Origin of the sequence: Enterococcus faecalis (assembly GCF_029024925.1) — a bacterium.
Taxonomy (GTDB): Bacteria; Bacillota; Bacilli; order Lactobacillales; family Enterococcaceae; genus Enterococcus; species Enterococcus faecalis.
Genome location: NZ_CP118962.1, coordinates 2,691,128 through 2,715,850, shown reverse-complemented (window position 1 = coordinate 2,715,850; position 24,723 = coordinate 2,691,128). Strand labels below are relative to the sequence as shown.

Annotated in this window: 22 protein-coding genes; 18 read left to right on the top strand and 4 right to left on the bottom strand. The window is 40.9% G+C overall.

Translation table 11 applies throughout. The features are described 5' to 3' along the window. The first annotated feature begins 20 nt into the window (after positions 1–20). The 10 genes from recA (at position 21) to pepG1 (ending at position 11,848) form a co-directional block, all read left to right on the top strand. Complete coding sequence (gene recA / locus PYW42_RS13410) at positions 21–1,067, top strand: recombinase RecA (protein WP_002354860.1); 1,047 nt, start codon at positions 21–23, stop codon at positions 1,065–1,067. A 396-nt stretch (positions 1,068–1,463) separates the two neighbouring features. Next, entirely contained in the window at positions 1,464–3,020 is a 1,557-nt protein-coding gene (gene rny, locus PYW42_RS13405; protein WP_002354863.1) for a ribonuclease Y, read from the top strand. Positions 3,021–3,179: 159 nt separating this feature from the next. Continuing rightward, positions 3,180–3,977, top strand: a complete 798-nt coding sequence (locus tag PYW42_RS13400) for a TIGR00282 family metallophosphoesterase (RefSeq protein ID WP_002354864.1) — start codon at positions 3,180–3,182, stop codon at positions 3,975–3,977. A 73-nt stretch (positions 3,978–4,050) separates the two neighbouring features. Next, on the top strand, positions 4,051–4,437 hold the full coding sequence (locus tag PYW42_RS13395) for a YlbF/YmcA family competence regulator (protein WP_002359008.1): 387 nt from the start codon (positions 4,051–4,053) through the stop codon (positions 4,435–4,437). After that, entirely contained in the window at positions 4,438–7,014 is a 2,577-nt protein-coding gene (gene mutS / locus PYW42_RS13390) for a DNA mismatch repair protein MutS (protein ID WP_010816203.1), read from the top strand. A gap of 31 nt (positions 7,015–7,045) precedes the next feature. Next, positions 7,046–9,178 carry a DNA mismatch repair endonuclease MutL gene (gene mutL, locus PYW42_RS13385; RefSeq protein ID WP_002389406.1) on the top strand — a complete coding sequence of 711 codons (2,133 nt, stop codon included), beginning with the start codon at positions 7,046–7,048 and terminating at the stop codon, positions 9,176–9,178. A gap of 24 nt (positions 9,179–9,202) precedes the next feature. Then, positions 9,203–9,757: a Maf family protein gene (locus PYW42_RS13380; protein WP_002354869.1), complete on the top strand. Its 555-nt coding sequence runs from the start codon at positions 9,203–9,205 to the stop codon at positions 9,755–9,757. Positions 9,758–9,889: 132 nt separating this feature from the next. Next, positions 9,890–10,327, top strand: a complete 438-nt coding sequence (gene msrB, locus PYW42_RS13375; RefSeq protein WP_002389480.1) for a peptide-methionine (R)-S-oxide reductase MsrB — start codon at positions 9,890–9,892, stop codon at positions 10,325–10,327. A gap of 174 nt (positions 10,328–10,501) precedes the next feature. Further along, positions 10,502–11,473 carry a ribose-phosphate diphosphokinase gene (locus PYW42_RS13370; protein ID WP_002381060.1) on the top strand — a complete coding sequence of 324 codons (972 nt, stop codon included), beginning with the start codon at positions 10,502–10,504 and terminating at the stop codon, positions 11,471–11,473. Between the two features lie 231 nt (positions 11,474–11,704). Next, a complete protein-coding gene (gene pepG1 / locus PYW42_RS13365) occupies positions 11,705–11,848 on the top strand; it encodes a type I toxin-antitoxin system toxin PepG1 (RefSeq protein WP_002367458.1) in 144 nt (47 codons plus the stop codon). A 239-nt stretch (positions 11,849–12,087) separates the two neighbouring features. Here pepG1 and PYW42_RS13360 read toward each other — a convergent pair whose 3' ends face one another. From PYW42_RS13360 to PYW42_RS13350, 3 genes are all read right to left on the bottom strand, one after another. Then, a complete protein-coding gene (locus PYW42_RS13360) occupies positions 12,088–12,681 on the bottom strand; it encodes a PBECR4 domain-containing protein (RefSeq protein ID WP_002389391.1) in 594 nt (197 codons plus the stop codon). Between the two features lie 419 nt (positions 12,682–13,100). Further along, positions 13,101–13,751 (bottom strand): beta-phosphoglucomutase, encoded by a 651-nt coding sequence (pgmB, locus tag PYW42_RS13355; RefSeq protein ID WP_002389419.1) that lies wholly within the window; start codon positions 13,749–13,751, stop codon positions 13,101–13,103. 14 nt (positions 13,752–13,765) lie between these two features. Beyond that, a complete protein-coding gene (locus tag PYW42_RS13350; protein WP_025189146.1) occupies positions 13,766–16,510 on the bottom strand; it encodes a glycoside hydrolase family 65 protein in 2,745 nt (914 codons plus the stop codon). 261 nt (positions 16,511–16,771) lie between these two features. Between PYW42_RS13350 and treR the strand changes: the two genes are divergently transcribed. The 3 genes from treR to PYW42_RS13335 all read left to right on the top strand — a co-directional run bounded on the left by treR (position 16,772) and on the right by PYW42_RS13335 (position 19,403). Beyond that, the gene (gene treR, locus PYW42_RS13345; protein ID WP_002354877.1) at positions 16,772–17,485 is read left to right on the top strand and encodes a trehalose operon repressor; all 714 of its coding nucleotides are present in this window, start codon (positions 16,772–16,774) and stop codon (positions 17,483–17,485) included. A gap of 395 nt (positions 17,486–17,880) precedes the next feature. Then, positions 17,881–18,591, top strand: coding sequence for a WxL domain-containing protein (locus PYW42_RS13340; RefSeq protein ID WP_002389427.1), 711 nt, complete (start codon positions 17,881–17,883; stop codon positions 18,589–18,591). Between the two features lie 95 nt (positions 18,592–18,686). After that, positions 18,687–19,403 (top strand): WxL domain-containing protein, encoded by a 717-nt coding sequence (locus PYW42_RS13335; RefSeq protein WP_002389463.1) that lies wholly within the window; start codon positions 18,687–18,689, stop codon positions 19,401–19,403. A 40-nt stretch (positions 19,404–19,443) separates the two neighbouring features. Here PYW42_RS13335 and mscL read toward each other — a convergent pair whose 3' ends face one another. Beyond that, positions 19,444–19,896, bottom strand: a complete 453-nt coding sequence (gene mscL / locus PYW42_RS13330; RefSeq protein ID WP_002411261.1) for a large conductance mechanosensitive channel protein MscL — start codon at positions 19,894–19,896, stop codon at positions 19,444–19,446. Between the two features lie 208 nt (positions 19,897–20,104). On the opposite strand from mscL, the gene yfmF reads away from it, so the two are divergent. From yfmF to pgsA, 5 genes are all read left to right on the top strand, one after another. Next, positions 20,105–21,373, top strand: coding sequence for an EF-P 5-aminopentanol modification-associated protein YfmF (gene yfmF, locus PYW42_RS13325; RefSeq protein ID WP_002389502.1), 1,269 nt, complete (start codon positions 20,105–20,107; stop codon positions 21,371–21,373). Next, a complete protein-coding gene (gene yfmH, locus PYW42_RS13320; protein WP_002411262.1) occupies positions 21,366–22,670 on the top strand; it encodes an EF-P 5-aminopentanol modification-associated protein YfmH in 1,305 nt (434 codons plus the stop codon). Before yfmF ends, yfmH begins: the two co-directional genes overlap by 8 nt. A 167-nt stretch (positions 22,671–22,837) precedes the next feature. Further along, on the top strand, positions 22,838–23,704 hold the full coding sequence (locus tag PYW42_RS13315; RefSeq protein WP_002359020.1) for a RodZ domain-containing protein: 867 nt from the start codon (positions 22,838–22,840) through the stop codon (positions 23,702–23,704). A 124-nt stretch (positions 23,705–23,828) separates the two neighbouring features. Further along, positions 23,829–24,041: a hypothetical protein gene (locus PYW42_RS13310; RefSeq protein ID WP_002359021.1), complete on the top strand. Its 213-nt coding sequence runs from the start codon at positions 23,829–23,831 to the stop codon at positions 24,039–24,041. A 98-nt stretch (positions 24,042–24,139) separates the two neighbouring features. Beyond that, complete coding sequence (pgsA, locus tag PYW42_RS13305; protein WP_002365382.1) at positions 24,140–24,718, top strand: CDP-diacylglycerol--glycerol-3-phosphate 3-phosphatidyltransferase; 579 nt, start codon at positions 24,140–24,142, stop codon at positions 24,716–24,718. The last annotated feature ends 5 nt before the right edge of the window (positions 24,719–24,723 follow it).

Here is a 24,723-nt window from a genome sequence, read left to right as displayed (position 1 = left end):
AATTAAAGGAGGATTATCCATTGGCAGATGATCGTAAAGTGGCTTTAGATGCCGCACTGAAAAAAATTGAAAAGAACTTTGGGAAAGGCTCTATTATGAAATTAGGCGAAAAAGCTGATCAAAAAATTTCAACTATCCCTAGTGGTTCTTTAGCGTTAGATGTTGCACTGGGCGTAGGTGGGTATCCACGTGGCCGAATTATTGAAGTATATGGTCCTGAGAGTTCAGGTAAAACAACTGTTTCTTTACACGCAATTGCAGAAGTGCAACGAAATGGTGGAACAGCCGCTTTTATCGATGCTGAGCATGCATTGGATCCTCAATATGCGGAGAAACTAGGCGTTAACATCGATGAATTACTTTTATCTCAACCAGATACGGGCGAGCAAGGCTTAGAGATTGCCGATGCCTTAGTTTCAAGTGGTGCGATTGACATCGTTGTTATCGACTCGGTTGCTGCGTTAGTTCCTCGTGCAGAGATTGATGGTGAGATGGGAGCGAGCCATGTCGGCTTACAAGCTCGACTAATGTCTCAAGCACTACGTAAATTATCAGGCTCAATTAATAAGACAAAAACAATTGCTATTTTCATTAACCAAATTCGTGAAAAAGTTGGCGTGATGTTCGGAAATCCTGAAACAACTCCTGGTGGACGTGCATTGAAATTCTACGCAACGGTTCGTCTAGAAGTCCGTCGTGCAGAACAGTTAAAACAAGGAACAGACATCGTCGGTAACCGCACAAAAATTAAAGTCGTTAAAAACAAAGTGGCGCCACCATTTAAAGTGGCAGAAGTTGATATCATGTATGGCCAAGGGATTTCCCAAGAAGGCGAATTACTAGATATGGCTGTGGAAAAAGACCTTATCAGCAAAAGTGGTGCTTGGTATGGCTACAAAGAAGAACGAATTGGCCAAGGCCGTGAAAATGCCAAACAATACATGGCGGATCATCCTGAAATGATGGCAGAAGTGTCTAAATTGGTCCGTGATGCATACGGCATCGGTGACGGTTCAACCATTACAGAAGAAGCAGAAGGTCAAGAAGAATTACCCTTAGATGAATAAATAACGAGTGAATACGACTCGTTAAGAAGAAAGACAACACTTACTGAACAGGACAGGTGTTGTCTTTCTTTGTTTAGAACTAAATTGTTAAATAGACTGTTGTCCATGTCCGAACCCATCCACATCAAGCAGCTTAGTCAAACAGCAGACTATGCGGCGTTTGTTCTAAAATTTAAACAATTCGTGACGGCGGAAACCTAAAAATGTGACGTTGTCTAATATTTGCTGCCCTTTCCAAAAGAAAGGGCTTTTTTAAGTTGACACCTTTCGCGACAAACATTAGAATAAAATTGTGTGTATGCACAAATATGCAAGTAGGCATATTGATAATTGATTTTAGTTTATCAAAAAACTACAAGATATGAATTAACAAAAAGATAGTATGGAGGTGGAAATATGGTTTTAAATATTCTCCTCGCTATCGTCGGTTTGATTGTCGGTCTTGGTTTAGGATTTGTTATTGCAAAGTCACGTCATGATAAAGCAATAAATGGTGCAAAAATTTCAGCGTCGAGTATTCTCGAGAACGCTCGGAAAGAATCAGAAACACTGAAAAAAGAAGCATTGCTAGAAGCTAAGGAAGAGAACCAGAAGTATCGTTCAGAAATTGAAAGTGAGTTGAAAGAAAGCAGATTAGAACTTAAATCTCAAGAAAATCGTTTAATTCAACGGGAACAAACGTTGGATCGTAAAGATGACTCTCTTGAAAAACGTGAAGGCTCACTGGAAGAAAAAGAAGAGAAACTTGGTGCTAGACAGCAATTAATTGATGAGCGAGAAAAAGAAGTAGAAAACTTAATTAATCAGCAACATCAAGAATTAGAACGAATTGCTTCCCTTTCAAAAGAAGAAGCAAAATCGATTATTATGAAGTCAACAGAAGAAGAGTTGAATCATGAACTAACCTTGATGGTCAAGGAGTCAGAACAACGTGCCAAAGAAGAATCTGATCGCAAAGCGAAGAACTTGCTTTCCCTAGCAATTCAACGTTGCGCCGCCGATTCTGTTTCTGAAACAACTGTTTCCGTGGTCACTTTACCAAATGATGAGATGAAAGGTCGCATTATTGGTCGTGAAGGACGTAATATTCGTACATTGGAAACATTAACAGGGATTGACTTAATCATTGATGATACGCCAGAAGCGGTTGTGTTATCCGGATTTGATCCAATCAGACGAGAAATCGCTCGAATGACCTTGGAAAAATTAATCCAAGATGGTCGGATTCATCCCGCTCGTATCGAAGAAATGGTAGAAAAATCACGTAAAGAAATGGATGAACGGATTCGTGAATACGGAGAACAAGCAGCCTTTGAAGTAGGTGCTCATACGTTACATCCTGATTTAATTAAAATTTTAGGCCGTTTACGTTTCAGAACAAGTTATGGTCAAAATGTCTTGAACCACTCAATCGAAGTAGCAAAACTGGCTGGCGTTTTAGCCGCCGAATTAGGCGAAGATGTTCAATTAGCCAAACGTGCAGGTTTACTACATGATATTGGGAAAGCATTGGATCATGAAATTGAAGGTTCTCACGTTGAGATTGGCGCAGAATTAGCTGCGAAATATAAAGAAAATTCAGTAGTTATTAATGCCATTGCCTCGCATCATGGTGATGTGGAAGCAACCTCAGTTATTTCTGTTTTAGTGGCAGCCGCAGATGCGTTATCTGCAGCCCGTCCAGGTGCACGTAGTGAATCGTTAGAAAACTACATTCGCCGCTTAGAAAACTTAGAAAATATTTCTAATAGTTTTGAAGGCGTGGATTCAAGTTTTGCTGTTCAAGCAGGACGTGAAGTTCGTGTCATGGTGAAACCAGAAGAAATTTCTGATTTAGAATCTGTTCGTTTAGTTCGAGACATTCGGAAGAAAATTGAAGATGACTTGGATTATCCAGGACATATCAAAGTAACGGTTATCCGTGAAACACGTGCCGTTGACTATGCGAAATAAAATAAAAAGCGAATAAGTATCGCGTGTAGTGTCTCAACGAACAATTGCAAGGATTGTTCGTTGAGACACTTTTTTTAATCTTTTAAAACCAAAACTTTCTTTTCAAAGCGAAAACAACTATAATAAACAAGAGATGTTAAAAAGAGAAGAGGAACCTTTTTGCGTATATTATTTATAGGAGATGTTGTCGGTTCTTTAGGAAGAGAAGCCCTAGCAACGTATGTCCCTAAATTAAAGAAAAAATATCGTCCACAAGTGACCATTGCCAATGGTGAAAATGCGGCATCTGGTCGGGGGATTACTGGCAAGATTTATAAGAAATTTTTGCAAGATGGTGTCGATGTTGTTACGATGGGTAACCATACGTGGGACAACAAGGATATCTTTGAATTCATTGATGATGCGAAGAAAATGGTTCGTCCAGCGAACTTTCCAGAAGATGTGCCTGGTCAAGGAATGGTTTTTGTGAAAGTCAATCAATTGGAACTAGCGGTGATTAATTTACAGGCCCGCACATTTATGGTGCCATTGGAAGATCCTTTCAAGAAAGCCGCCGAGCTAGTGGCTATCGCTCGCAAACGGACACCGCTCATTTTTGTGGATTTTCATGGCGAAACGACAAGCGAAAAACAAGCCATGAGCTGGTTTTTAGATGGCCAAGTTTCAGCCGTTGTTGGAACACATACGCATGTTCAAACAAATGACGCTCGGATTTTACCGAAAGGGACAGCCTTCTTAAGTGATGTCGGTATGACCGGACCTTATGATGGGATTCTAGGAATGAAGCGTGAACCGATTATTGAGAAGTTTATGACAGCATTGCCGAAGCGCTTTGAGGTAGTCGAAACAGGGCGGACGATTTTATCTGCCTGTATTTTAGAGATTGATGACCAAACGGGCCAAGCGAAGATGATTGAGCCGATTCAGATTAGCGAAGATCGCCCGTTTCAAGAATAATAGAAGAAAAGTTAATCTCGGATCATTAAGAGGTTAACTTTTTCTGCTCTTATAGAAAAAGTGCCGGTGAAAGATGAAGGTGAAAAAAATGGAGCCGTTGAATTTAGATGCACAAAGTAATAAAGAATTAGAAAAATTGTTACATTTAATTGGACAAGATGAAGTCATTCAGCGCTACCAAGCGATTGAAGAAAAGGTAAAGAAAAACAAAAAGCTGACAGAATTAGTGGAAGAAATTAAAGCTGCGCAAAAAGATGCGGTTCAATTTGCTCACTATGGCAAACCAACTGCTGAAAAAGAAGCCATTCAACGAGCTGATGCGAAAACAAAAGAGTTTGATGAGCACCCACTCGTTGTAGCCTACCGCGAACAACTGATCGAAGCCAATGACTTAGTCCAACATGTCACGGCGCTCATTCAATACCGCGTGAACGAAGAGCTAGAGAAGGAAGGGAATTAAATGCCACAAAAGACAAAAAATACACCCATGATGGAACAATATTTATCCATTAAGGCCCAATACAAGGATGCGTTTTTATTTTATCGCTTAGGTGATTTTTATGAATTATTTTATGAAGATGCTATCAATGCAGCGCAAATCTTAGAATTGACGTTAACCAGTCGTAACCGCAATGCGGATGATCCGATTCCTATGTGTGGCGTTCCTTATCATGCCGCGCAAGGCTATATTGATACGTTGATTGAGCAAGGCTATAAAGTAGCGATTTGTGAGCAAGTGGAAGATCCAAAGACTACCAAGGGCATGGTCAAACGAGAAGTGGTCCAGTTGGTAACGCCAGGAACGGTGATGAATAGTAAAGGCTTGGAAGCCAAAGACAATAATTACTTAACCGCTGTGCTAACAGATGGTAATCAGTTCGGTTTTGCCTATGTAGATTTGAGTACAGGCGAATTAAAAACAGCAGTCTTGGCTGATGAAGAGGGCGTTTTGAACGAAGCTTCTGCGTTGCAAACAAAAGAAATGGTCCTAGGTTCAGGGATTCCTGAATCGTTAAAAGAGAACTTAAGTTTACGTTTAAATATCATCTTTTCGACACAAGAAACGGTGGAAGAAAATGCCGAGTTTAGTTTTTTAACCAATGAACTGATTAATCCATTAGAAATTGAAATTACAGGCAAGTTATTATCTTATTTATCCGTTACCCAAAAGCGGAGCTTGTCCCATATTCAGAAAGTTGTGGAATATCAGCCAGATCATTTCTTGAAAATGGATCATTATTCTAAATTCAATTTAGAATTGAGTCAGTCGATTCGAACAGGACAGAAAAAAGGGACTCTTTTGTGGCTATTAGATGAAACGAAAACAGCTATGGGCGGCCGTTTATTAAAACAATGGTTGGATCGTCCGCTGATTCAGGAACGTCAAATTAAGGCGCGTCAAGAAATGGTGCAATCCTTATTAAATGCCTATTTTGAACGCTTAGATTTGCAAGCAGCATTGACGAACGTTTATGATTTAGAGCGGTTAGCAGGACGCGTGGCATTCGGCAGTGTGAATGGGCGTGATTTAATTCAATTACGGACCTCTTTAGAACAAGTACCAACGATTCGACAGTTAATTGTCGGGATCAATCAAGGGGAATGGGATGATTTGTTAGTCGACTTAAACCCTGTTGAAGATTTAGTGGCATTGATTGCGACGGCGATTAATGAAGAAGCCCCTTTACAAATTACTGAAGGAAACGTTATTAAGGACGGCTATAACGACCAATTAGATGAATACCGTGATGCCATGCGCAATGGTAAGCAATGGTTAGCGGAGTTAGAAGCGAAAGAACGCCAAGAAACAGGGATTAAAAACTTGAAGATTGGTTACAATCGGGTCTTTGGTTATTTCATTGAAATCACTAAGTCAAATTTAGCGAATTTAGAAGAAGGAAAATACGAGCGTAAGCAAACATTAGCTAATGCGGAGCGCTTTATTACGCCAGAGCTAAAAGAATTAGAACGTTTAATCTTAGAAGCCGAAGAAAAATCAGTTGAACTAGAATATCAATTGTTCTTGGCCGTGAGAGAACAAGTGAAAACGAACATTGATCGGTTGCAAACACTGGCTAAAACCATTAGTGCGGTTGATGTTTTACAATCTTTTGCAACAATTAGTGAACGGTATCAATACGTTCGACCAACGTTAAGAAGTAACACGAAAAATTTGGCGATTGTCGAAGGACGACACCCAGTCGTGGAAAAAGTTTTAGGGCACCAAGAATACATTCCAAACAGTATCCGCATGAACCCAGAAACAGATATTCTCTTGATTACTGGACCAAACATGTCAGGGAAAAGTACCTACATGCGTCAATTGGCTTTGACGGTGGTCATGGCGCAAATTGGCTGTTTTGTACCAGCGGAAAGTGCTGAAATGCCAATTTTCGATCAAATTTTTACACGGATTGGGGCCTCTGATGATCTAATTGCAGGGCAAAGTACCTTTATGGTAGAAATGATGGAAGCCAACCAAGCACTGCGGCATGCCACGCCTAACAGCCTAATTTTATTTGATGAATTAGGACGCGGCACGGCAACCTATGATGGAATGGCGCTAGCGCAAGCCATCATTGAATATATCCATCGTGAAGTACAAGCCAAAACGCTATTTTCTACACATTATCATGAACTAACTGTTCTAGATGAAACCTTAAAAGGCTTGAAGAATATTCACGTGGGCGCTGTCGAAAAAGATGGCGAAGTGGTCTTTCTTCATAAAATGATGGAAGGACCTGCTGATAAGAGCTATGGGATACATGTTGCTAAAATCGCTGGTTTACCAAGCCCGCTTTTAGAACGAGCAGCCACCATTTTATCCGCTTTAGAAGCGGAAGAAACAACGATTCCAAGTTCAGTTCATCATGAAGAAGTTTCAGAAGTCCATGAAGAAACCGAGCAACTTTCATTATTTAAAGAAGTTTCAACAGAAGAATTAAGTGTCATTGACACATTGAAGAAAATGAATCTATTAGAAATGACACCACTAGATGCGTTAAACATGCTTCATCAATTGCAAAAACGTATCTAATTAGGAACCGAACCGGTTAGGAGGTCGTGAAATGGGGAAAATTCAAGAACTATCCGAACAACTAGCCAACCAGATTGCTGCTGGTGAAGTTGTTGAACGTCCCGCTTCTGTCGTCAAAGAATTGGTGGAAAATGCACTGGATGCAGGAAGCACCCAAATTGATATTTTTATTGAAGAAGCTGGCTTGAAAACCATTCAAATTATTGATAATGGTGAAGGAATTGCCAAAGAAGATGTACTGAATGCCTTCAAACGCCATGCCACAAGCAAAATTCATACAAGAGATGATTTGTTCCGAATTCGCAGCTTGGGGTTCCGAGGCGAAGCCTTACCAAGTATTGCCTCAGTTTCTGAAATGATTGTCGAAACTGCCACAGCTGAGGAAGAAGAAGGCAGCTATGTGATTCTAAAAGGGGGCAAGGTCGAAGAAAACCGACCAGCAGCCCTCCGTAAAGGCACAAAAATGACCGTTTCTAATTTATTTTATAATACGCCCGCTCGTTTGAAATACGTCAAAACGATCCAAACGGAATTGGCTAATATCGGTGACATTGTCAATCGTCTGGCGTTAAGTCACCCTAAAGTCGCTTTTCGCTTAGTTCATGACGGCCACAAAATGATGAGTACAACAGGCAATGGTGATTTAAAACAAACGATTGCCGGGATTTATGGCATTAGCACCGCAAAGAAAATGTTGAAAATTGAAGGAAAAGACCTTGATTTTACTTTGACAGGGTATGTCTCATTGCCAGAAGTCACACGGGCCAGCCGCAACTATTTATCAACGATTATCAATGGTCGTTATATTAAAAATTTCGCGTTAAATAAAGCAATTGTAGCCGGCTATGGTTCGAAACTAATGGTGGGGCGTTTTCCAATTGCTGTGTTAGAAATTGAAATGGATCCGCTGTTAGTCGATGTCAATGTCCATCCTACTAAGCAAGAAGTTCGTTTGAGTAAAGAAAAAGATTTAATGGCATTAATTGAACAGGCGATTCAAGAAGTGTTGAGCCAAGAACAGTTGATTCCCAATGCGGCAGACAATTTGCGTTTTAAAAAGAAACTACCGCCAGAACCTAAAGCCGAACAAATGGAAATTCCTCTATCGACTGAACAACCTGCGGTAAAACAACGACCGGGCAGCTTAAGCTATAATCCCGCAACAGGCCGCTTCTATGCGGAACATGCGACAGACGAAACACCAGCCTCAAGCGCCCCTGAATCTGTCAACCAGACAGAAAGAGCAGTGGACCCAATGGACGATCCATTTGCGCCGCCAGTGCCAGAATCAACGAGTGTAGCGGAAGAAACGTCAGCTTACGAAACCTCTTCGGCAGCTGTTGATTCCGCAAATCATTGGGAAACAGCTAGTAATGAGCAACAGGTAATAGCCGAAGAAACGAAAATAACTGAAGTATCTGATTCAGAACCTTCTCTGCGTTCATCAGAGGCTGCTGACGAGGTTTTCCAAGAAGAAATGAAACTTCACCCAGAATTCGATGCCAATAGCGCTGCGAGTCAAAGAGAACTGAAACAAGCCCTGAACAAGTTGGAAGAAGAACGACCGACAGAACGTTTTCCTGAGCTAGAATACTTCGGTCAAATGCACGGAACTTATTTATTCGCACAAAGCAAAGATGGCCTGTTTATTATCGACCAACACGCTGCCCAAGAACGAATTAAATACGAATACTTCCGTGAAAAAATTGGCGAAGTCAGTGATGATTTACAAGAACTATTGGTACCAATCGTTATTGATTATCCAAATAGCGATGCCTTGAAAATTAAAGAGCAGAAAGAAACCCTTGCGGAAGTTGGCATCCATTTGGAAGACTTTGGACAAAATAGTTTCATTGTGCGGGCGCACCCAACTTGGTATCCTGCAGGCGAAGAGGAAAGCATTGTTCGCGAGATGATTGACATGTTGCTAACAACTGGCTCGGTCAGCGTGAAAAAATTCCGTGAAGCAACCGCCATTATGATGAGCTGTAAGCGATCCATCAAAGCCAATCATTACCTCAATGAGCAACAAGCACGTGTGCTATTAAAAGATTTAGCCTTGTGCGAAAATCCGTTTAATTGTCCGCATGGACGTCCGGTGCTGATTCATTTTACGAATTCAGATATGGAACGAATGTTTAAACGCATTCAAGACCCCCATTAAAAAGAAACGAGGTGTCATCATTTTATGCAAATTATTTTAGCATCCCAATCTCCTCGCCGTCAGGAGTTATTAAAGCGTGTGGTCCCAACTTTTACGATTGCACCAGCCGACATCGATGAAACTGTTGGCAAAGACGGCTTACCAGCAGAATATGTGGCGCAAATGGCTGCCCAAAAAGCAGCGGCTATAGCAGAGCAATCCCCCGAAGCACTAGTCATTGGCTGCGATACAATTGTGGCATTGGCGGGAGAAATCCTCGGCAAACCCACTTCTCGGGAAGACGGTTATCGCATGTTGCGCCTCCTAAGTGGCAAAACACATGACGTGTATACAAGTGTGACGTTGAAACAAGGGGAAAAAGAGCGCTCCGCGACAGTTCATTCAACCGTGACGTTTTATCCACTGACAGACACGGAAATCCATGCTTACTTAGATACCGCAGAATATGCCGACAAAGCAGGCGCTTATGGTATCCAAGGACAAGGAGCATTACTAATTGAAGCAATCGCTGGGGATTATTACGCCATTATGGGTTTACCAATTGCCAAAGTAGCCCGACTACTAAAAGAATTCAACTAATAAAAGACAGTCCTTTTCATTCGTCAAAAAGAGAAAGGACTGTCTTTTACTATGCAAACTATTAGGTGCCTGTTTGGCAAACGTGGTATCATTGAACCCAATAAATTGAACAGAAGAAAAGGAGTGGACAGAATGACAAAACCAACAGAAGAAGAATTAAAACAAACCTTGACGGATCTTCAATATGCCGTCACACAAGAAAACGCAACAGAACGCCCTTTTTCAGGAGAATATGATGACTTTTACCAAGACGGAATCTATGTAGACATTGTTAGTGGCGAACCGTTGTTTAGTTCCCTGGACAAATACGATGCTGGTTGCGGCTGGCCATCCTTTACCAAACCAATTGAAAAACGTGGCGTCAAAGAAAAAGCTGATTTTAGTCACGGCATGCACCGAGTAGAAGTTCGCAGTCAAGAAGCGGATTCACATTTAGGGCATGTTTTCACTGATGGCCCACTCCAAGAAGGCGACTTACGTTATTGCATTAATGCGGCAGCTTTGAGATTTGTGCCAGTGGCAGATTTAGAAAAAGAAGGCTATGGCGAGTACCTTTCTTTATTCAAATAATCCTCATTTTTTAGACAAATACGATAAAATAGTTAGAAGAAAGCGACTTTTGATGAATATCTTGTATGAAATACAGAAAATCTCTTGATTTATTTGGCTAGGACTACTATTATTTTAGAAGGAAAGTATTGTTCAGTTTTAACGAATTGGCTGAAATAGAAAGTGGAGGTTCTAATGTCGAAACATTATTTTGATCCAAGATTGAAAATCTTTTCTTTGAACTCTAATCGTCCCTTAGCAGAAAAAATTGCGGATGCTGTGGGTGTGGAGCTAGGAAAGTGCTCTGTAACACAATTTAGTGATGGCGAAATTCAAGTGAATATTGAAGAAAGTATTCGCGGTGCACATGTTTACGTCATTCAATCAACAAGTAGCCCTGTTAACGATAACTTAATGGAACTATTAATCATGATTGATGCGTTAAAACGTGCGAGTGCTAAAACAATTAACGTGGTTATGCCTTATTATGGGTATGCACGTCAAGACCGTAAAGCACGTGCCCGGGAACCAATCACTGCTAAACTTGTTGCAAACATGATTGAAAAAGCTGGTGCAACAAGAATGTTGACATTGGACTTACATGCGGTCCAAATTCAAGGATTCTTTGATATTCCAGTGGATCATTTGATGGGTGCACCATTAATTGCCGATTACTTCATCGAACACGGCATTCAAGGCGATGACGTCGTTGTTGTTTCCCCTGACCATGGTGGTGTAACGCGTGCGCGTAAATTGGCAGAATTCTTAAAAGCACCAATTGCGATCATTGACAAACGTCGTCCAAAAGCGAACGTAGCAGAAGTAATGAATATCATTGGCCATGTGGAAGGCAAAACATGTGTCTTAATTGATGACATGATTGACACAGCGGGGACAATTTCTCTTGCTGCAAACGCATTGAAAGAAGCCGGAGCAAAAGACGTTTACGCTTCTTGTACACATCCCGTTTTATCAGGACCAGCCTTACAACGTATTGAAGATTCAGCAATTGAACGCTTAGTTGTAACAGACTCTATTTACCTATCTGATGATCGTAAAATTGCAAAAATTGACGAAGTCAGCGTTGGTGAATTAATCGGAGATGCGATTAAACGTATCCACGAAAACAAACCAGTTAGTCCGTTATTTGAAACAAAAAATAAATAATTACAAAAAACCGCCCACATCATTTTTCTGATGTGGGCGGGTTTTTCTCTAAATCATTTTATCTAAAAAAATATTGTAACCTGAATATTTATTAGGCATTCATGATATACGATAAGTGTAGAGAAGTTAAGGCGGAGGCAAGCGCAAAGGAACATGCGCTTTGCGACGAGCATCGCAACAAAGTGAGAAGCGTAGGAGCAGAGACTTTCCTCTTTCGGTGAGGTGGTGCGTATGAGCGTACTTCCAAAATTTACAGAAAGGAGAGGCCTGTTGTCAGCATATGAGACAATTCAGACGATCCTAGGTTTTGGTATGTTTACCATTGCTTTGATTGCACTGATTGTGAAATTGCTTAAAAATGACAAGAAAAAATAACCATCTACTTTGACCAGTACGGTTATTTTTAAATAATACAATCGGTCACCGTCTCAAACGGCTCTACACTAGAGAGGTATGTTGACGCATATCTCTCTTTTCATCTACATTCTAGCACATTTTCCCGAAAAGCACGAATAAATTTAGCGTTAATCCGTGAAATCCTAAAAGCTGTTAAAGAGGAGAAAAACCTCTGGGCTTTTTCTCTTTGCCTATAGTCTGTTTAGCCCGCTTTTTTGTTAAAATTTATCGTAAACTTCAATTACTGAGGTGCTATTCAGCTCAGACTTACTTATTTTAATTACTTCATGGGATTCAGTTAAAGATTTCGATTGGCTCTTTCGTGGCTGATTTATTAACGATAATAAAGATTGTGGGACGTACTTTTTGTTATTCTCTTTACATGTTAACGCCACAATCATTTTGCCTGAGCGAATTGCTTTTTCATACTGTAAATTATAAAATTTTCCTCCATCGCATACTCGTACACCTGGAGAAATAAGCATTTCTAATAGAGGAATTACTTGTAATTTTTGGCCTGTGGTTCCATCATCTTTAGGTTTAATCCCGCGCAGTGAAACTTTATTATTTTTTAAAGCTCTGTAAAATTGAGTAGCCTTAAAACGAAATTTACAGCTCCCTTGTTTATCTATTTGATAATAGTCAACTCCGCATAAATGCATAAAATTCCCAGCTTCAAATTGAACGTTCATTTCTAACAATTTCTTTGTTTTCCGATGTTGATATGTATAAGTGAACATATGATTATTGAAGTTGGTGTCATAAATTAAGAACGCCTTTCTAATTGTGTCAAAATCTTTTTTCTCAATCATTAGTTTCTCCTATAAATAAAGAAGCCAAGCTTAGCTTGCCTTCTTTAAACTTCAAATATAATTCAGGTTTTTCTGTTGCTCACCAACTATTGGCTCTACGTCCAATTCTATATCGAGTTTTTCTGTTGCTCGCCAACTATCGGCTATTACTTCCGATTTCAGTATTGAGTTATTATGATGCCTGATCATCAAGAAACATCTACTTGTTTCTAATAAAAGTCTACCACAGAACCACGTTCAACTCAATCCTTTTTAATCCAATAAAGTAGTGTAATGACAATAAAAAATTGGTCACCGCGTCTTAAACGGCTCTACACTAAAGAGGTGTGTTGACGCATCTCACTCTTTTCATCTACATTCTAGCATAGATACAATGTAGATGAAAAGAGGTGCCTGCTGCTAAAGGTTCTTGTCCTTCTTTAGCGATTGAGCAGTGCATCAACGCTTAGTTCAGTCATTTCAGAGACTTGCATGTCGGCTCCGATTAAGGGTTGGCTGGCCGACAAGCCGACGGCATAGATGCCCGCGGCTTTCAAGCCGTCAATGCCTGATTGTGCATCTTCAAAGCCAATGGCGTTTTGCGGTAGCACGCCAATACTGTCAGCGGCGGCTAAAAAGATTTCAGGATCAGGTTTGCCTTTGCTTAACGAGTCGGGATCGACAATTGTGGCGAAGTACGCGCGCACGCCTAATTTTTCCAAAATCAGGGGCGCGTTTTTTGAAGCCGAAGCCACGGCACAGGGAATGTGACGTGCTTGGGCTTGCTGTAGCAATGGCACGACACCAGGTAAAACATCTTCTGTCGTTAAATGTTCTAATAATTGAACGTAGTGGTCATTTTTTTGCTGAGCTAAGGCTTCTTTTTCTGCTGGAATAAACGCATTTTCACGGTGGCCATGGGCTAAAATGCGGTCCAAGGAATCCATCCGACTAATGCCTTTTAATGTTTCGTTGAAGGTTTCGTCAATGGGGATACCTAGCGAATCGGCCAACGCTTTCCAAGCTTGATAATGAAATTTGGCGGTGTCAGTAATGACACCATCCAAATCAAAAATAAATCCAATCGTCATTGTGGTTCGCTCCTTTATTGATAATGTACTTCTTTTGGTCGTTCGGCGGTTAACGGAATCAACGCGCCCTGAACCAATAATTGTGTGTCTTTATCTGCTGTAATCGTGACACTGGTTTGTGTTAATGAAAATTGATACGTCACGCCTTGATGAATAAACTGGAACGCCAGCGCTTGCCAATGTTCAGGTAAGTTTGGACAAATTGATAACTCGTTCTGGCGCGTGTCAACGCCTGCATACGTTGCTAAAGTAACGTGGATCGTCGCAGCCATGACCCCTGTATGAATCCCTTCAGCGGTCGTGCCACCTTGAATGTCACGATAATCGGAATACAACGCTTCTTGATAAAGTTGCCAAGATAGCTCATGGAATTGCGCCATTTCTGCCAATTGGGCATGAACAATTCGTGACAAAGTCGAACCATGAGACGTCCGTTTTAGATAATACAAAAGATTTTTTTCCAAATAATCCGCAGGCAATTGATACCCTAAATCTTCTAAAATTTGATCCACCCGAGTTTTGTCTAAGTTGTAGAACAACATTAACGTGTCGGCTTGTTTCGCCACTTTGTAATCATCGGGAGATTCCCCTTCGGCTTTTAAAATTCGATCCATGCGGTAAATATTGCCGTATTTCTCTTTCATCGCCGCCCAGTCAATCTCTTTTAAGCCGAAATACCCTTCATATTGCGCAATAATACCGTCAGAATTAACTTCAATTTCCAGTGAATTTTGAATTTGTTGCATGCGGGCTAAATCAGCCGAAGAGGTCTGCGTTTTGGCAAAAAGTTGTGCCTGTTCTTCCTCAGAGAAAAGTGCCAAAATGTTGGTTAATTCTTCGAATAGCCAAACCACCATCAAATTCGTATAGGCGTTGTTTTTCAAGCCGCTTTCCGCTTGGTCTGGATAGCCCTCGTGAAACTCATCAGGTCCCATCACTTTATCAATAAAGAACCGTCCTGTTGCGTCATCTAACGTCGCAGCGCTGTTCCAAAATTGAGCGATTTCTAACAACATTTCGCCGCCATATTGTTTCATAAATTCATGATCCTGTGTACTATGCCAATACAACCAAGCATTGTAAGCAATCGCTAAGGACACATGTCGTTGCAGAATGCTATGATCCTCGCCCCAATGTCCATTCAACGGATTTAAGTGAAGTTTTTGCGTGGTTTCACGCCCATCACGACCTGATTGCCACGGATACATTGCGCCACGATACTGGCTGGCCGCCGCATTTTCCTTCGCCTTCTCTAATCGATGGTAGCGATACAGCAACAATTGTTTCGCTGTGTCAGGATAATGTTGAATATAAAAAGGTAAAATAAAAATTTCATCCCAGAAAATATGTCCACGATACGCTTCACCGTGCAAGCCTCGGGCGGTAATCGAGACGTCCAATGCTTGCGCTTGGTTACTAAAAGGCGAAGCCGAAGCCAGCAAGTGATAACTGTGAATCCGTAAAAGTTTTTGAGACATCAAATCGCCTGTCACGGTAATGTTGGCTTGTTGCCAAAGGGTTTGCCAAGCGCGGGCGCTTTCCTGAGCGGCGGCCGCAAAAGAGTCCTTCGGCGTAAACGGTACCTGCCAACTTTGTTCGGCGTGGCTGGCTTGCACAAAGACTTGCTTTTCTAGCGTATAGCGCGTTCCTTGGTGCGCCATCACGGTCACCACTTGGGCGATTTTTTCCGCTTCTTCTTGAATCATAATGGCTTCTTTTTCAAAAAAATCACCGGTTATCAAGGCCGTTTCTCGGACGCTTAAGTTGGATTGATTGGTACAAACCTCAATCACGGTTTTGTTTTCCTGCGCGCTTAATGCTGTCACCTGAAAATGTTTCGCCGTTAAGTTACGATACCGCGCCACGTTATAGTTGTAGACACTGCCATCAGTGACGGTTTTCAAAGTAATTGGGGCTGAAAAGTTTAACGGCTCAAACGTATATTGCAGATGATAGTCATTCGGCTGTGCCATATTGGCGATTTTTTTCGTCGTTAATTTAATTTGCTGATTGTCCGCATCTTTCAAAATCATTTCTGCGACAAGCAATCCCGTTTTCAAGTTCAATTGACGATGTAATTGTTGTAGCGTGTCTGGAGAAATCGTTAACCAGTCAGTGGCATCGCCAATTTTTAAAGCGATGTGTTGGTTGTCAGGAGCATTGACGAAATCTTCATTTTCCACTACTTGACCCGCAACTTCCGAAGCCGCTGTATTATAAAGCCCCGCAATGTAGGTCGCTGGATAATGATCATCAGAAATCGTCATCTCAGGTGTCGTGCCGCGCAAACCTAAAAAACCATTGCCGACAGTTAACAGGGACTCCACCGCATATTCATTTTTCCCAGGCACGTAGCCATAATAGTCCAAATGCCAAGCCAAATACTGCCGTTTTTCTTCAAATGCTGCCAGCAGATTCGGTGCCGCCGCTTGTTCGGCTGCCGTTAAAAGTGGCGTGTTCAACTGTTCCGCGAATGCTTGAATCACCGCTTGCGGAACCAGCGCCAACGTTTCCTCTGGCGAAAAGAAATCCGCTGGGAAATCAGCCACAATCCCCCCCAGAATCGGCGCAGCCTCTGCCACAATCAATTGGCACAGTTCAGGAACCGTTTCTTCGATAGTCAAAGCTTCAAAAGGGAATGTTTTTTGATGAAGCGGTTCCAATTTATGGTTAAAAAAAGTCGTCGTTAGTTGGTTCGTTGCGAATGTTAATTCTAAAATGGTCATGTTTGGCGCCTCCTTGTGAACTTGTATAGACATGTTTCGTTTGACTACAGTATAGTATGAACGAATCAGAATTACAAGGATTTTCCCTAGATTCTTGGGAAAACTTTTCCAGAAGGGGGCAGCAACCGACTGCGCTGGGTCCGAAAAAAAGGCGGTCAAGCAGTGGTTTGGCTGGGGGAGTTTGTGGCGCAAGCAAGGCAGAAAGTGCGGGGGATTTTTCTGACCAGCTCTAGGTTTTTCGGAGGGAATATGCTATGCTTTTAGAAAAGAAATTGTTGGTAGAGGAGGATCGGCATGAACAAGTTTCATGACATATTTTTAGAATTAGAACAACAAATTGTCCAAGGCGACTATCAGCCAGGCGATTTATTACCTAGTGAAAATCAATTAGTGGAAACTTACAATGTTTCCCGTGAAACAATTCGGAAAGCCTTGAATTTACTGATTAACGCTGGCTACATTCAGAAAAAACAAGGCAAAGGCTCGATTGTGCTCAACTTTAAAAAGTTTAATTTTCCTATTTCAGGGGTGACCAGTTACAAGGAGTTACAACAAACGCAACATATTGAAAGTCATACTCATGTGGTTTCCTTAGAAGAAATTCCTGTGGAGCGCAACTTGGCTCAGTTGACTGGTTGGACGGAAGGGGCCCCTGTGTGGCGCTTAGTTCGGCAACGGGAGATTGAAGGGGAAGTCGATATTTTAGATATTGATTACTTGATTAAAGAGATTGTCCCAGAACTGCCGAAGCACCGTGCCGAAGATTCGATTTTCGATTATCTGGAAAACGACCTTGGCTTGGCGATTAGTTATGCCCAGAAAGAAATTACCGTGGAACCGCTCACAGAGATGGACAAGCAGCTGATTGGTGAAGTGGAAGGCAATCATGTCGTCGTGGTCCGTAGTATCATGAACTTGGAAGATACCCGCTGTTTTGGCTATACAGAATCTCGTCACCGCTTAAACAAATTTAAGTTTGTGGAATTCGCCCGTCGCCGTAAATTGTAAGTCTTAGTGACGAACAAATATAAAAACGGCTGTCATTAAATAAAAAATTACGGTTTTTTCGCTGCATCTGCGAATAAATGTATAAGATTTTAGGAGAAAACGTCACAAAGTTAGAGTTTGACCTCTACTTTGTGACGTTTTCTCGTTGTTTATTAAAGCATTTTTTCGGAAAAAACATTAAATAACAGCCAAAAATATCAATAAGTGTTGAAAAAAAGCCTTTAAACTAAGGGGAAACGTTGCTTTTAAAGGAAATGTTGTTTTTTTGCAAGAACTGTTCAATATTTAAAATCACAGACAAGGGGGAATCTTGTATAATAAAGCCATAGCTTCAGTAGCACCGAAGAAACAACTAGGGCGCACTGGGAATTCAAGATGTTAAAGGAGATGTACATATGAAAAAGAAAATAATGGCAAGTTTATTGGTTGGTAGTGCCGTAGTTGGCGCAAGTTTGGCACCACTTTCGGCACAGGCGGTGACGACAGGGAATACGCCGGTGCAGGTGGAGTTTGGTGGGGGTATGTTGCCAGATGCTGGTGGAGATCCGAATACAGTAAGACCAGATCCAGGTGCTACAAATAGTAATTTTGATTTAATATTTATTCCAAGGGAATATGATTTTGGTAAGCTTTCTATTTCAGATGATTTAACCAAACCTATTCCTAATAAAAACGATGCAGGTCGTAATGGACACACGGAAGCTATTGGTATAGGTGATTTACGGGGAACGAAAGAGGGCTGGCATGTTACTGCTCAGTCAGATGGTATGAAGCTAGGAGATGAAAGTTTAGAAGGAAATATTACTATTGGTGTTAATGGCTTTTATGCATTGAGATATGATGAAAGCACTAACCAATATACAAATCAGGGTGCTACAATAGATATGGAGGCTCGACCAGAAGGTGTAAACCCTGATTTATGGAACCTTCCTTTAGCAGGCGATGCAGTTCTTGTTGCTAATGCAACTTCTGGCAAAGGACAAGGAATATGGGGGTTATCCATGTTTGATACCGCTTTAAACATCACTACTTCTGCCTATAACATCAAAGCAGGCGCCTACACAGGCAACATCACCTGGAACCTCGTCGCAGGACCATCAATCTAAATACAAGAAATGAAAGAATAAAGTACAGAACAGCAATCGTTACTTTTGCTGTTCTGTACTTGATAAACAAATTGAAAGCAAAGGAGCGTGCATAGATGAAAAAGAAAATAATGGCAAGTTTATTGGTTAGTAGCGCCGTAGTTGGCGCTAGTTTGGCACCACTTTCAGCACATGCGGTGACGACAGGGAATACGCCGGTGCAGGCGGAGTTTGAGGCGGGCGTATTGCCAGATCAAGGGGATAATACTGTTGGTATGGGATCTGTAGATCCAGATCCAACTCAACCAAATACAGATTTTGATTTAGTAACCATTCCAAGAAGTTTTGATTTTTCTCCAGTAAAAATTGGTGAAGATTTAACATCTATTCAAGCAATTTTTCCTTCCTATGAAACCACACGAGCTGTTATGGTGGGTGATTTACGAGGAACAAAAGAAGGCTGGCATGTAACTGGTCAACTAACAAAAATGAATAATGAGGCAGATGAACTAGCAGGTGATATTAATTTTGGGTTGGAAATGAACTATGCAAAACATGTTACTATTCCAACAGATTTTTATACAGTGTCTCCTGTTTTAAATGGCATGAATATCGCTGATGATCCAGCAGCCCCTAGTGCTATTGGAACCAGCATAAAAATTGGTGGTGGCGCCACTGCATTAATGAATGCAACTGTGGGCAAAGGACAAGGAATTTGGGCAGGACGTTTCAGAAATATGACATTGAATGTCACTACACCAATGCAACAACTTAAAAAAGGCGCCTACACAGGCAACATCACCTGGAACCTCGTGGCAGGACCATCAATCTAAGTCCAAACAAAAAAGTCATCCCTTCAGGATGACTTTTTGCTTATTTCTCTGTGAAGGTGCTGTCTGTTTTGACAGTTTCAGCAGGCGGTGTTTGCGCCGCTAATAAGTCGCGAATTTCTTTTAAGTAATCTTCGCTCGTTGGTACCACTTCTTCTTCTTCTGCCGCTTCTTCTTTTTTGCCACGGTTTTTCATTTTGTTCGCCGCTTTGACAATCAAGAAGAGGACGAAGGCCGTAATTAAAAATGTAATAAGTGCACTAATCACGCTACCAATATTGAATTCAACGCCTTCGACTTTATAAACAAGGGCACCCAATGCATCGTCGGCACTCTTTTTCCCAGTCGTCAAGACAAAAATCAGACTAATTAACGGGGTAATCAAGCCTTCCACCACTTGTGTCACAATCGCTGTAAACGCACTACCAATGACAACACCAACGGCTAGGTCTAAGACACTCCCGCGCATGATAAACTCTTTAAATTCTTTAATCATTCTTTTTTCCCTCCTCACTTTAAAAACAGTATACCGAATCTTCTTGAAAATTTGAACTGAAAAACTCTTATCATTCAGAAAGCACCTGAAGCTGTGTTATAATGGAGCTATTGGAAAAAACATTAAAAAATGCTTTAGAATTTACGCGATACATATATTTCACAGCATTCTTTAGGTAAGATGAAGCAAATGAAGGAGCGATGCGGCAATGTCTGTTCAATTAGTTAAAGGCGTGAATTTACACGTCATTCCTACAGAAAAATATAAAACGGTGCGTCTTTTAGTCCGCTTTAATACACGATTAAATCATGAAACCATTACAAAAAGAACGCTGTTGTCCAGTTTAATGGAAACCAACAGCTTGAATTACCCGAATCAAGTCAAGTTAAGTGAGCGTTTGGCGGAACTTTACGGCGCCAGCTTTGGGATTGGCGTTTCCAAAAAAGGCAATCAACATTGGTTTAATATTTCTATGAACATTGTCAATGATCATTATTTACAGGATAGTCAGGTTCTCGCCGAAGCGGTGGACTTTTTGAAGGAAATTATTTTTGCCCCCAATATTCAAGCGGGCCAATTTGAGGCAGAAACCTTCCAACGGGAGAAAGAGAACTTGAAAGCGTACTTGGAAAGTATTGTGGAGGATAAGCAAACCTATGCTTCTTTGGCGCTTCAAAGTGTCTATTTTAATCAATCAGAGGATCAAAAAATCCCTAGTTTTGGGACTGTTGCGGCGTTAGCTAAGGAAACAGCGGCGTCATTAGCGGCATATTATCAAAAAATGCTGGCGGAAGATCAAGTGGATATTTTTGTTTTAGGTGATGTCAATGAGGCGGAGCTAGTGCCGTTATTCAAGCAATTACCGTTTACGCCTCGTGAAGAAGGCAAAGCCGCGATTTTCTACAATCAACCAATTCGCAACGTGATTGAAGAGCGGACCGAGCGTGAGGTGCTAGCCCAATCGAAATTAAACTTGGCTTACAACACGGATATTTATTATGGCGATAGCTATTATTTTGCGTTGCAAGTGTTTAATGGGATTTTTGGCGGTTTCCCGCATTCTAAATTATTTATGAATGTCCGTGAAAAAGAGCATTTAGCGTATTATGCTTCTAGTAGTATCGACACTTTCCGTGGCTTCATGACGGTTCAAACAGGGATCGATGGCAAAAATCGGAATCAGGTCTTGCGTTTGATTTCGACAGAATTGGAAAATATTCGCTTAGGTAAGATTAGCGAATTAGAAATTGAACAAACGAAAGCAATGCTAAAAAATCAGTATATCTTAGCGTTAGATAATGCAGGCGCGTGGCTGGAAAAAGAATACTTGAACCAATTAATGCCACAGACGATGCTAACGGCGGAGGAATGGATTGCGCGGATTAATGCCGTGACTATTCCAGAAATCCAAGAAGTAGCCAAACGCTTGGAACTTCAAGCGATCTTCTTTTTGGAAGGAGAAACGGAAAATGATTAAAAAAGACTATGCACAAATTAAAGAAACATTGTATACAGAAACACTGGAAAATGGTTTAAAGGTTTACCTATTACCGAAAAATGATTTCCAAAAAACGTATGGCTTGTTTACGACCGATTATGGTTCCATCGACAATACGTTCGTGCCAATTGGTCAAGAGGAAATGATTGAAGTGCCTGACGGAATCGCCCACTTTTTAGAACATAAAATGTTTGAAAAAGAAGATGGCGATGTCTTCCAAAAATTTGGGCAACAAGGGGCTTCAGCGAATGCCTTTACCAGTTTTACGAAAACGAGTTATTTGTTTTCAACGACGGATCAAGTGACACAAAATCTAGAAACGTTGCTTGATTTTGTGCAATCGCCGTATTTCACGAAGGAAACGGTCGAAAAAGAAAAAGGCATCATCGGACAAGAAATTCAAATGTATTTAGATGATCCTAACTGGCGCTTGTTCTTTGGCATTTTAGGCAACCTTTATCCGAAACATCCATTGCATATTGATATTGCCGGCACAGTGGCAAGTATTGCGGAGATTACCGCAGAAGATTTGTATACATGCTACAATACGTTTTATCATCCAAGTAATATGACCTTATTCGTGGTAGGGAAAATGGACCCTGAAGCGTTAATGGCCTTCATTCGTGAAAACCAAGCGGCGAAAGAGTTTCCTGCCGCCCAACCTATTCGTCGGCATTTTCCTGAAGAAACAGCTGCTGACATTGTCAAAGAGAGCGCCATTGAAATGGCAGTCACACGGGCAAAAGTGCTTGTTGGCTTGAAAGGCTTAGATGAAGTGCCAACAACGGGTCGTGACTTAATGAAATATCAAGTCACCGTGAACTTGTTGTTACAATTATTGTTTGGTAATACCTCTCAAAACTATTTGGCTCTTTATGATGAAGGCTTGTTAGATGATAGTTTTAGTTATGACTTTAATTTAGATCGCAGTTTCCATTTTGCGGATATTGGCGGCGATAGTGAGCAACCAGAAGTCTTAGCAGAACGAATTGAAGCTATTTTATTATCTGCCACAACAAGTCCAGAATTAACGGAAGAAAATTTGTCCTTATTGAAGAAAAAAATGATTGGTAAATATTTCCAATCCTTAAACTCTTTAGAGTATATCGCCAACCAATTTTCACAATCATTGTTTGGGGAAACCACGCTGTTTGATAAGATTGAAGTCATTGAAAGCATTCAATTAGCCGACGTCCGCCAAGTAGCAGAGACCTTGATTCGTGAAGAAGGATTGAGCCGTTTCTACATGTATCCTAAAGGAGAAACCGAGCAATAAACCAACTGTTTAAGAAAAAGAAAAATCTTTGAAATCTTTCAATTTTGTTATCCTCAGTTGGCTTCTTTTGTGGTATTCTTAAAGGACGGGAATGTTTTCCTTGGCAATTGAAAAAGACTGATGAGACAATCGATAAATTAACAAAATAGACTGGAGAAGATGGACGAGTGGCCAGCGTAAATATTGGAGAAACACTAAAAGAAGCAAGATTGCAGAAGAACATCTCAATTGATGAACTGCAACAAATGACAAAAATTCAAAAAAGATATTTAGAAATTATTGAACAAAACGATTTTGAGTCCTTACCAGGCACCTTTTATGTGCGGGCGTTTATCCGCCAATATGCAAGTGCGGTCGGCTTAGATGGCAATCAATTGGTAGATATCTATGATGGCAAAGAACCAGCAATTGTCGAAGAACCCAAGCCAGTGTATGAAGAGCTTGAAGGATCACGTAAGCAATTGCATGACGAAGAAAAGCAATCCAGTTGGTTACTGCGGAACTTACCAGCCATTGCCTTTTCGTTAATTGGTTTAGCCATTGCGGTCGTAGTGCTGTACATTATGTGGCAAGATCAAAAAGCCGAACCGATTATTCAAACACCTGCAACTAGTGCCAGTGTGGAAAAACCCAAAGAATCAAGTCAAGCCCCAGAAAGTAGCACACAAAGTAGTACACCACCGTCTTCTTCAAGCGAACCAGAGAAGAAAACAGCTGTGGCTGTGGTGAGTGATGCCAACAATCAAGTGACTGCAACGGTTAAAGATGCGAATAGTCCAATCAACATTACCTTTAAAGGGACTGAAGGCTCTTGCTGGATTGGCGTGATGGTCGATGGCAACTATACGTACCAACACACCCTGCAAGCAGGAGAGACCCAAACAACAGCTTTACCTGCGAATGCCGCCAATGCAACACTGATTCTAGGCGCCTCAAATAACGTCGCCATTCAAGTCGATGGCGCCGATTTAACACTGGAAAAAACGCCAGTTTTAATTCGTAAGGATGTTACATTAGGGATTACGTATCGTTAGAAATGGTGTAAGAAGAATCTGGATAAACTGTCAAACGGCAATTATTCCAGATTCTTTTCTTTTATAATTAACAGCGAATGGTTAAAAAGACGACAATAATAATTCAAGAGAGAAGGGGTTATCAATGCTTAAAATAGTTAATAAAAAATTTAATCTTATCACCATATTTTCAATCGCTCTGTTGGTCATGGGCTTCTTGATTGTTGGCTTACAACTGTATTTCTACTTTATCTATGGTTCTAAATTTTTAGACAGTATCACATTGATTGGAATGATTAATTTAGGTTTAGGCTATTACCAGCTCTTTCTAAAAAAAGGCAAGAATATTTCTGAATAAACGGTCAAACGGCAATTATTCCAGATTCTTTTCTTTTTTTCGTGACACTGCCAGCAAGATAACGTAAAATAGAACAGGAGAAGGAAGGGGCAATTGAAGTGAATTTACCAAATAAATTAACAGTTTTAAGAATATTTATGATTCCGATTTTTATTATTATTGTGTCGGTGCCAATGGACTGGGGAACGATTAGTTTTGGCGACACAACGTTAGCCGTTACCCAATTAGTGGGCGCGATTATTTTTGCAGTTGCTAGTTTTACAGACTGGTTGGATGGCAAAATTGCCCGTGCACAAGGCTTGGTGACGAACTTCGGAAAATTTGCGGACCCATTAGCGGACAAAATGCTAGTGATGACCGCTTTTATCGTCTTAGTTGGTCAAGGCAAAGTACCTGCTTGGATTGTAGCAATTATTGTTTGTCGTGAATTGGCAGTAACTGGTTTACGGTTGTTATTAGTCGAACATGGCGAAGTAATGGCAGCAGCTTGGCCAGGAAAAGTAAAAACAGCTACCCAAATGGTTGCAATTATTTTACTATTCATTAACAACATTCCATTTTCAGCACTCCATCTACCACTAGATCAAATCATGTTATATGCCTGCTTGATTTTCACCATTTACTCTGGTGTTGATTATTTTGCTAAGAATAAAGATGTTTTTAAAGGTTCGATGTAAAGAGA

What these genes read in the sequence shown, in the direction of transcription:
- yfmH (WP_002411262.1), top strand. Translation starts at nt 21,366, where the DNA reads ATGATTAAAAAAGACTATGCACAAATTAAAGAAACATTGTATACAGAA.
- mscL (WP_002411261.1), bottom strand. Translation starts at nt 19,896, where the DNA reads ATGATTAAAGAATTTAAAGAGTTTATCATGCGCGGGAGTGTCTTAGAC.
- treR (WP_002354877.1), top strand. Translation starts at nt 16,772, where the DNA reads ATGAACAAGTTTCATGACATATTTTTAGAATTAGAACAACAAATTGTC.
- PYW42_RS13360 (WP_002389391.1), bottom strand. Translation starts at nt 12,681, where the DNA reads ATGATTGAGAAAAAAGATTTTGACACAATTAGAAAGGCGTTCTTAATT.
- mutS (WP_010816203.1), top strand. Translation starts at nt 4,438, where the DNA reads ATGCCACAAAAGACAAAAAATACACCCATGATGGAACAATATTTATCC.
- msrB (WP_002389480.1), top strand. Translation starts at nt 9,890, where the DNA reads ATGACAAAACCAACAGAAGAAGAATTAAAACAAACCTTGACGGATCTT.
- PYW42_RS13370 (WP_002381060.1), top strand. Translation starts at nt 10,502, where the DNA reads ATGTCGAAACATTATTTTGATCCAAGATTGAAAATCTTTTCTTTGAAC.
- yfmF (WP_002389502.1), top strand. Translation starts at nt 20,105, where the DNA reads ATGTCTGTTCAATTAGTTAAAGGCGTGAATTTACACGTCATTCCTACA.
- pepG1 (WP_002367458.1), top strand. Translation starts at nt 11,705, where the DNA reads ATGAGCGTACTTCCAAAATTTACAGAAAGGAGAGGCCTGTTGTCAGCA.
- PYW42_RS13380 (WP_002354869.1), top strand. Translation starts at nt 9,203, where the DNA reads ATGCAAATTATTTTAGCATCCCAATCTCCTCGCCGTCAGGAGTTATTA.
- PYW42_RS13340 (WP_002389427.1), top strand. Translation starts at nt 17,881, where the DNA reads ATGAAAAAGAAAATAATGGCAAGTTTATTGGTTGGTAGTGCCGTAGTT.
- rny (WP_002354863.1), top strand. Translation starts at nt 1,464, where the DNA reads ATGGTTTTAAATATTCTCCTCGCTATCGTCGGTTTGATTGTCGGTCTT.
- PYW42_RS13310 (WP_002359021.1), top strand. Translation starts at nt 23,829, where the DNA reads ATGCTTAAAATAGTTAATAAAAAATTTAATCTTATCACCATATTTTCA.
- PYW42_RS13350 (WP_025189146.1), bottom strand. Translation starts at nt 16,510, where the DNA reads ATGTCTATACAAGTTCACAAGGAGGCGCCAAACATGACCATTTTAGAA.
- PYW42_RS13395 (WP_002359008.1), top strand. Translation starts at nt 4,051, where the DNA reads ATGAAGGTGAAAAAAATGGAGCCGTTGAATTTAGATGCACAAAGTAAT.
- mutL (WP_002389406.1), top strand. Translation starts at nt 7,046, where the DNA reads ATGGGGAAAATTCAAGAACTATCCGAACAACTAGCCAACCAGATTGCT.
- PYW42_RS13335 (WP_002389463.1), top strand. Translation starts at nt 18,687, where the DNA reads ATGAAAAAGAAAATAATGGCAAGTTTATTGGTTAGTAGCGCCGTAGTT.
- pgmB (WP_002389419.1), bottom strand. Translation starts at nt 13,751, where the DNA reads ATGACGATTGGATTTATTTTTGATTTGGATGGTGTCATTACTGACACC.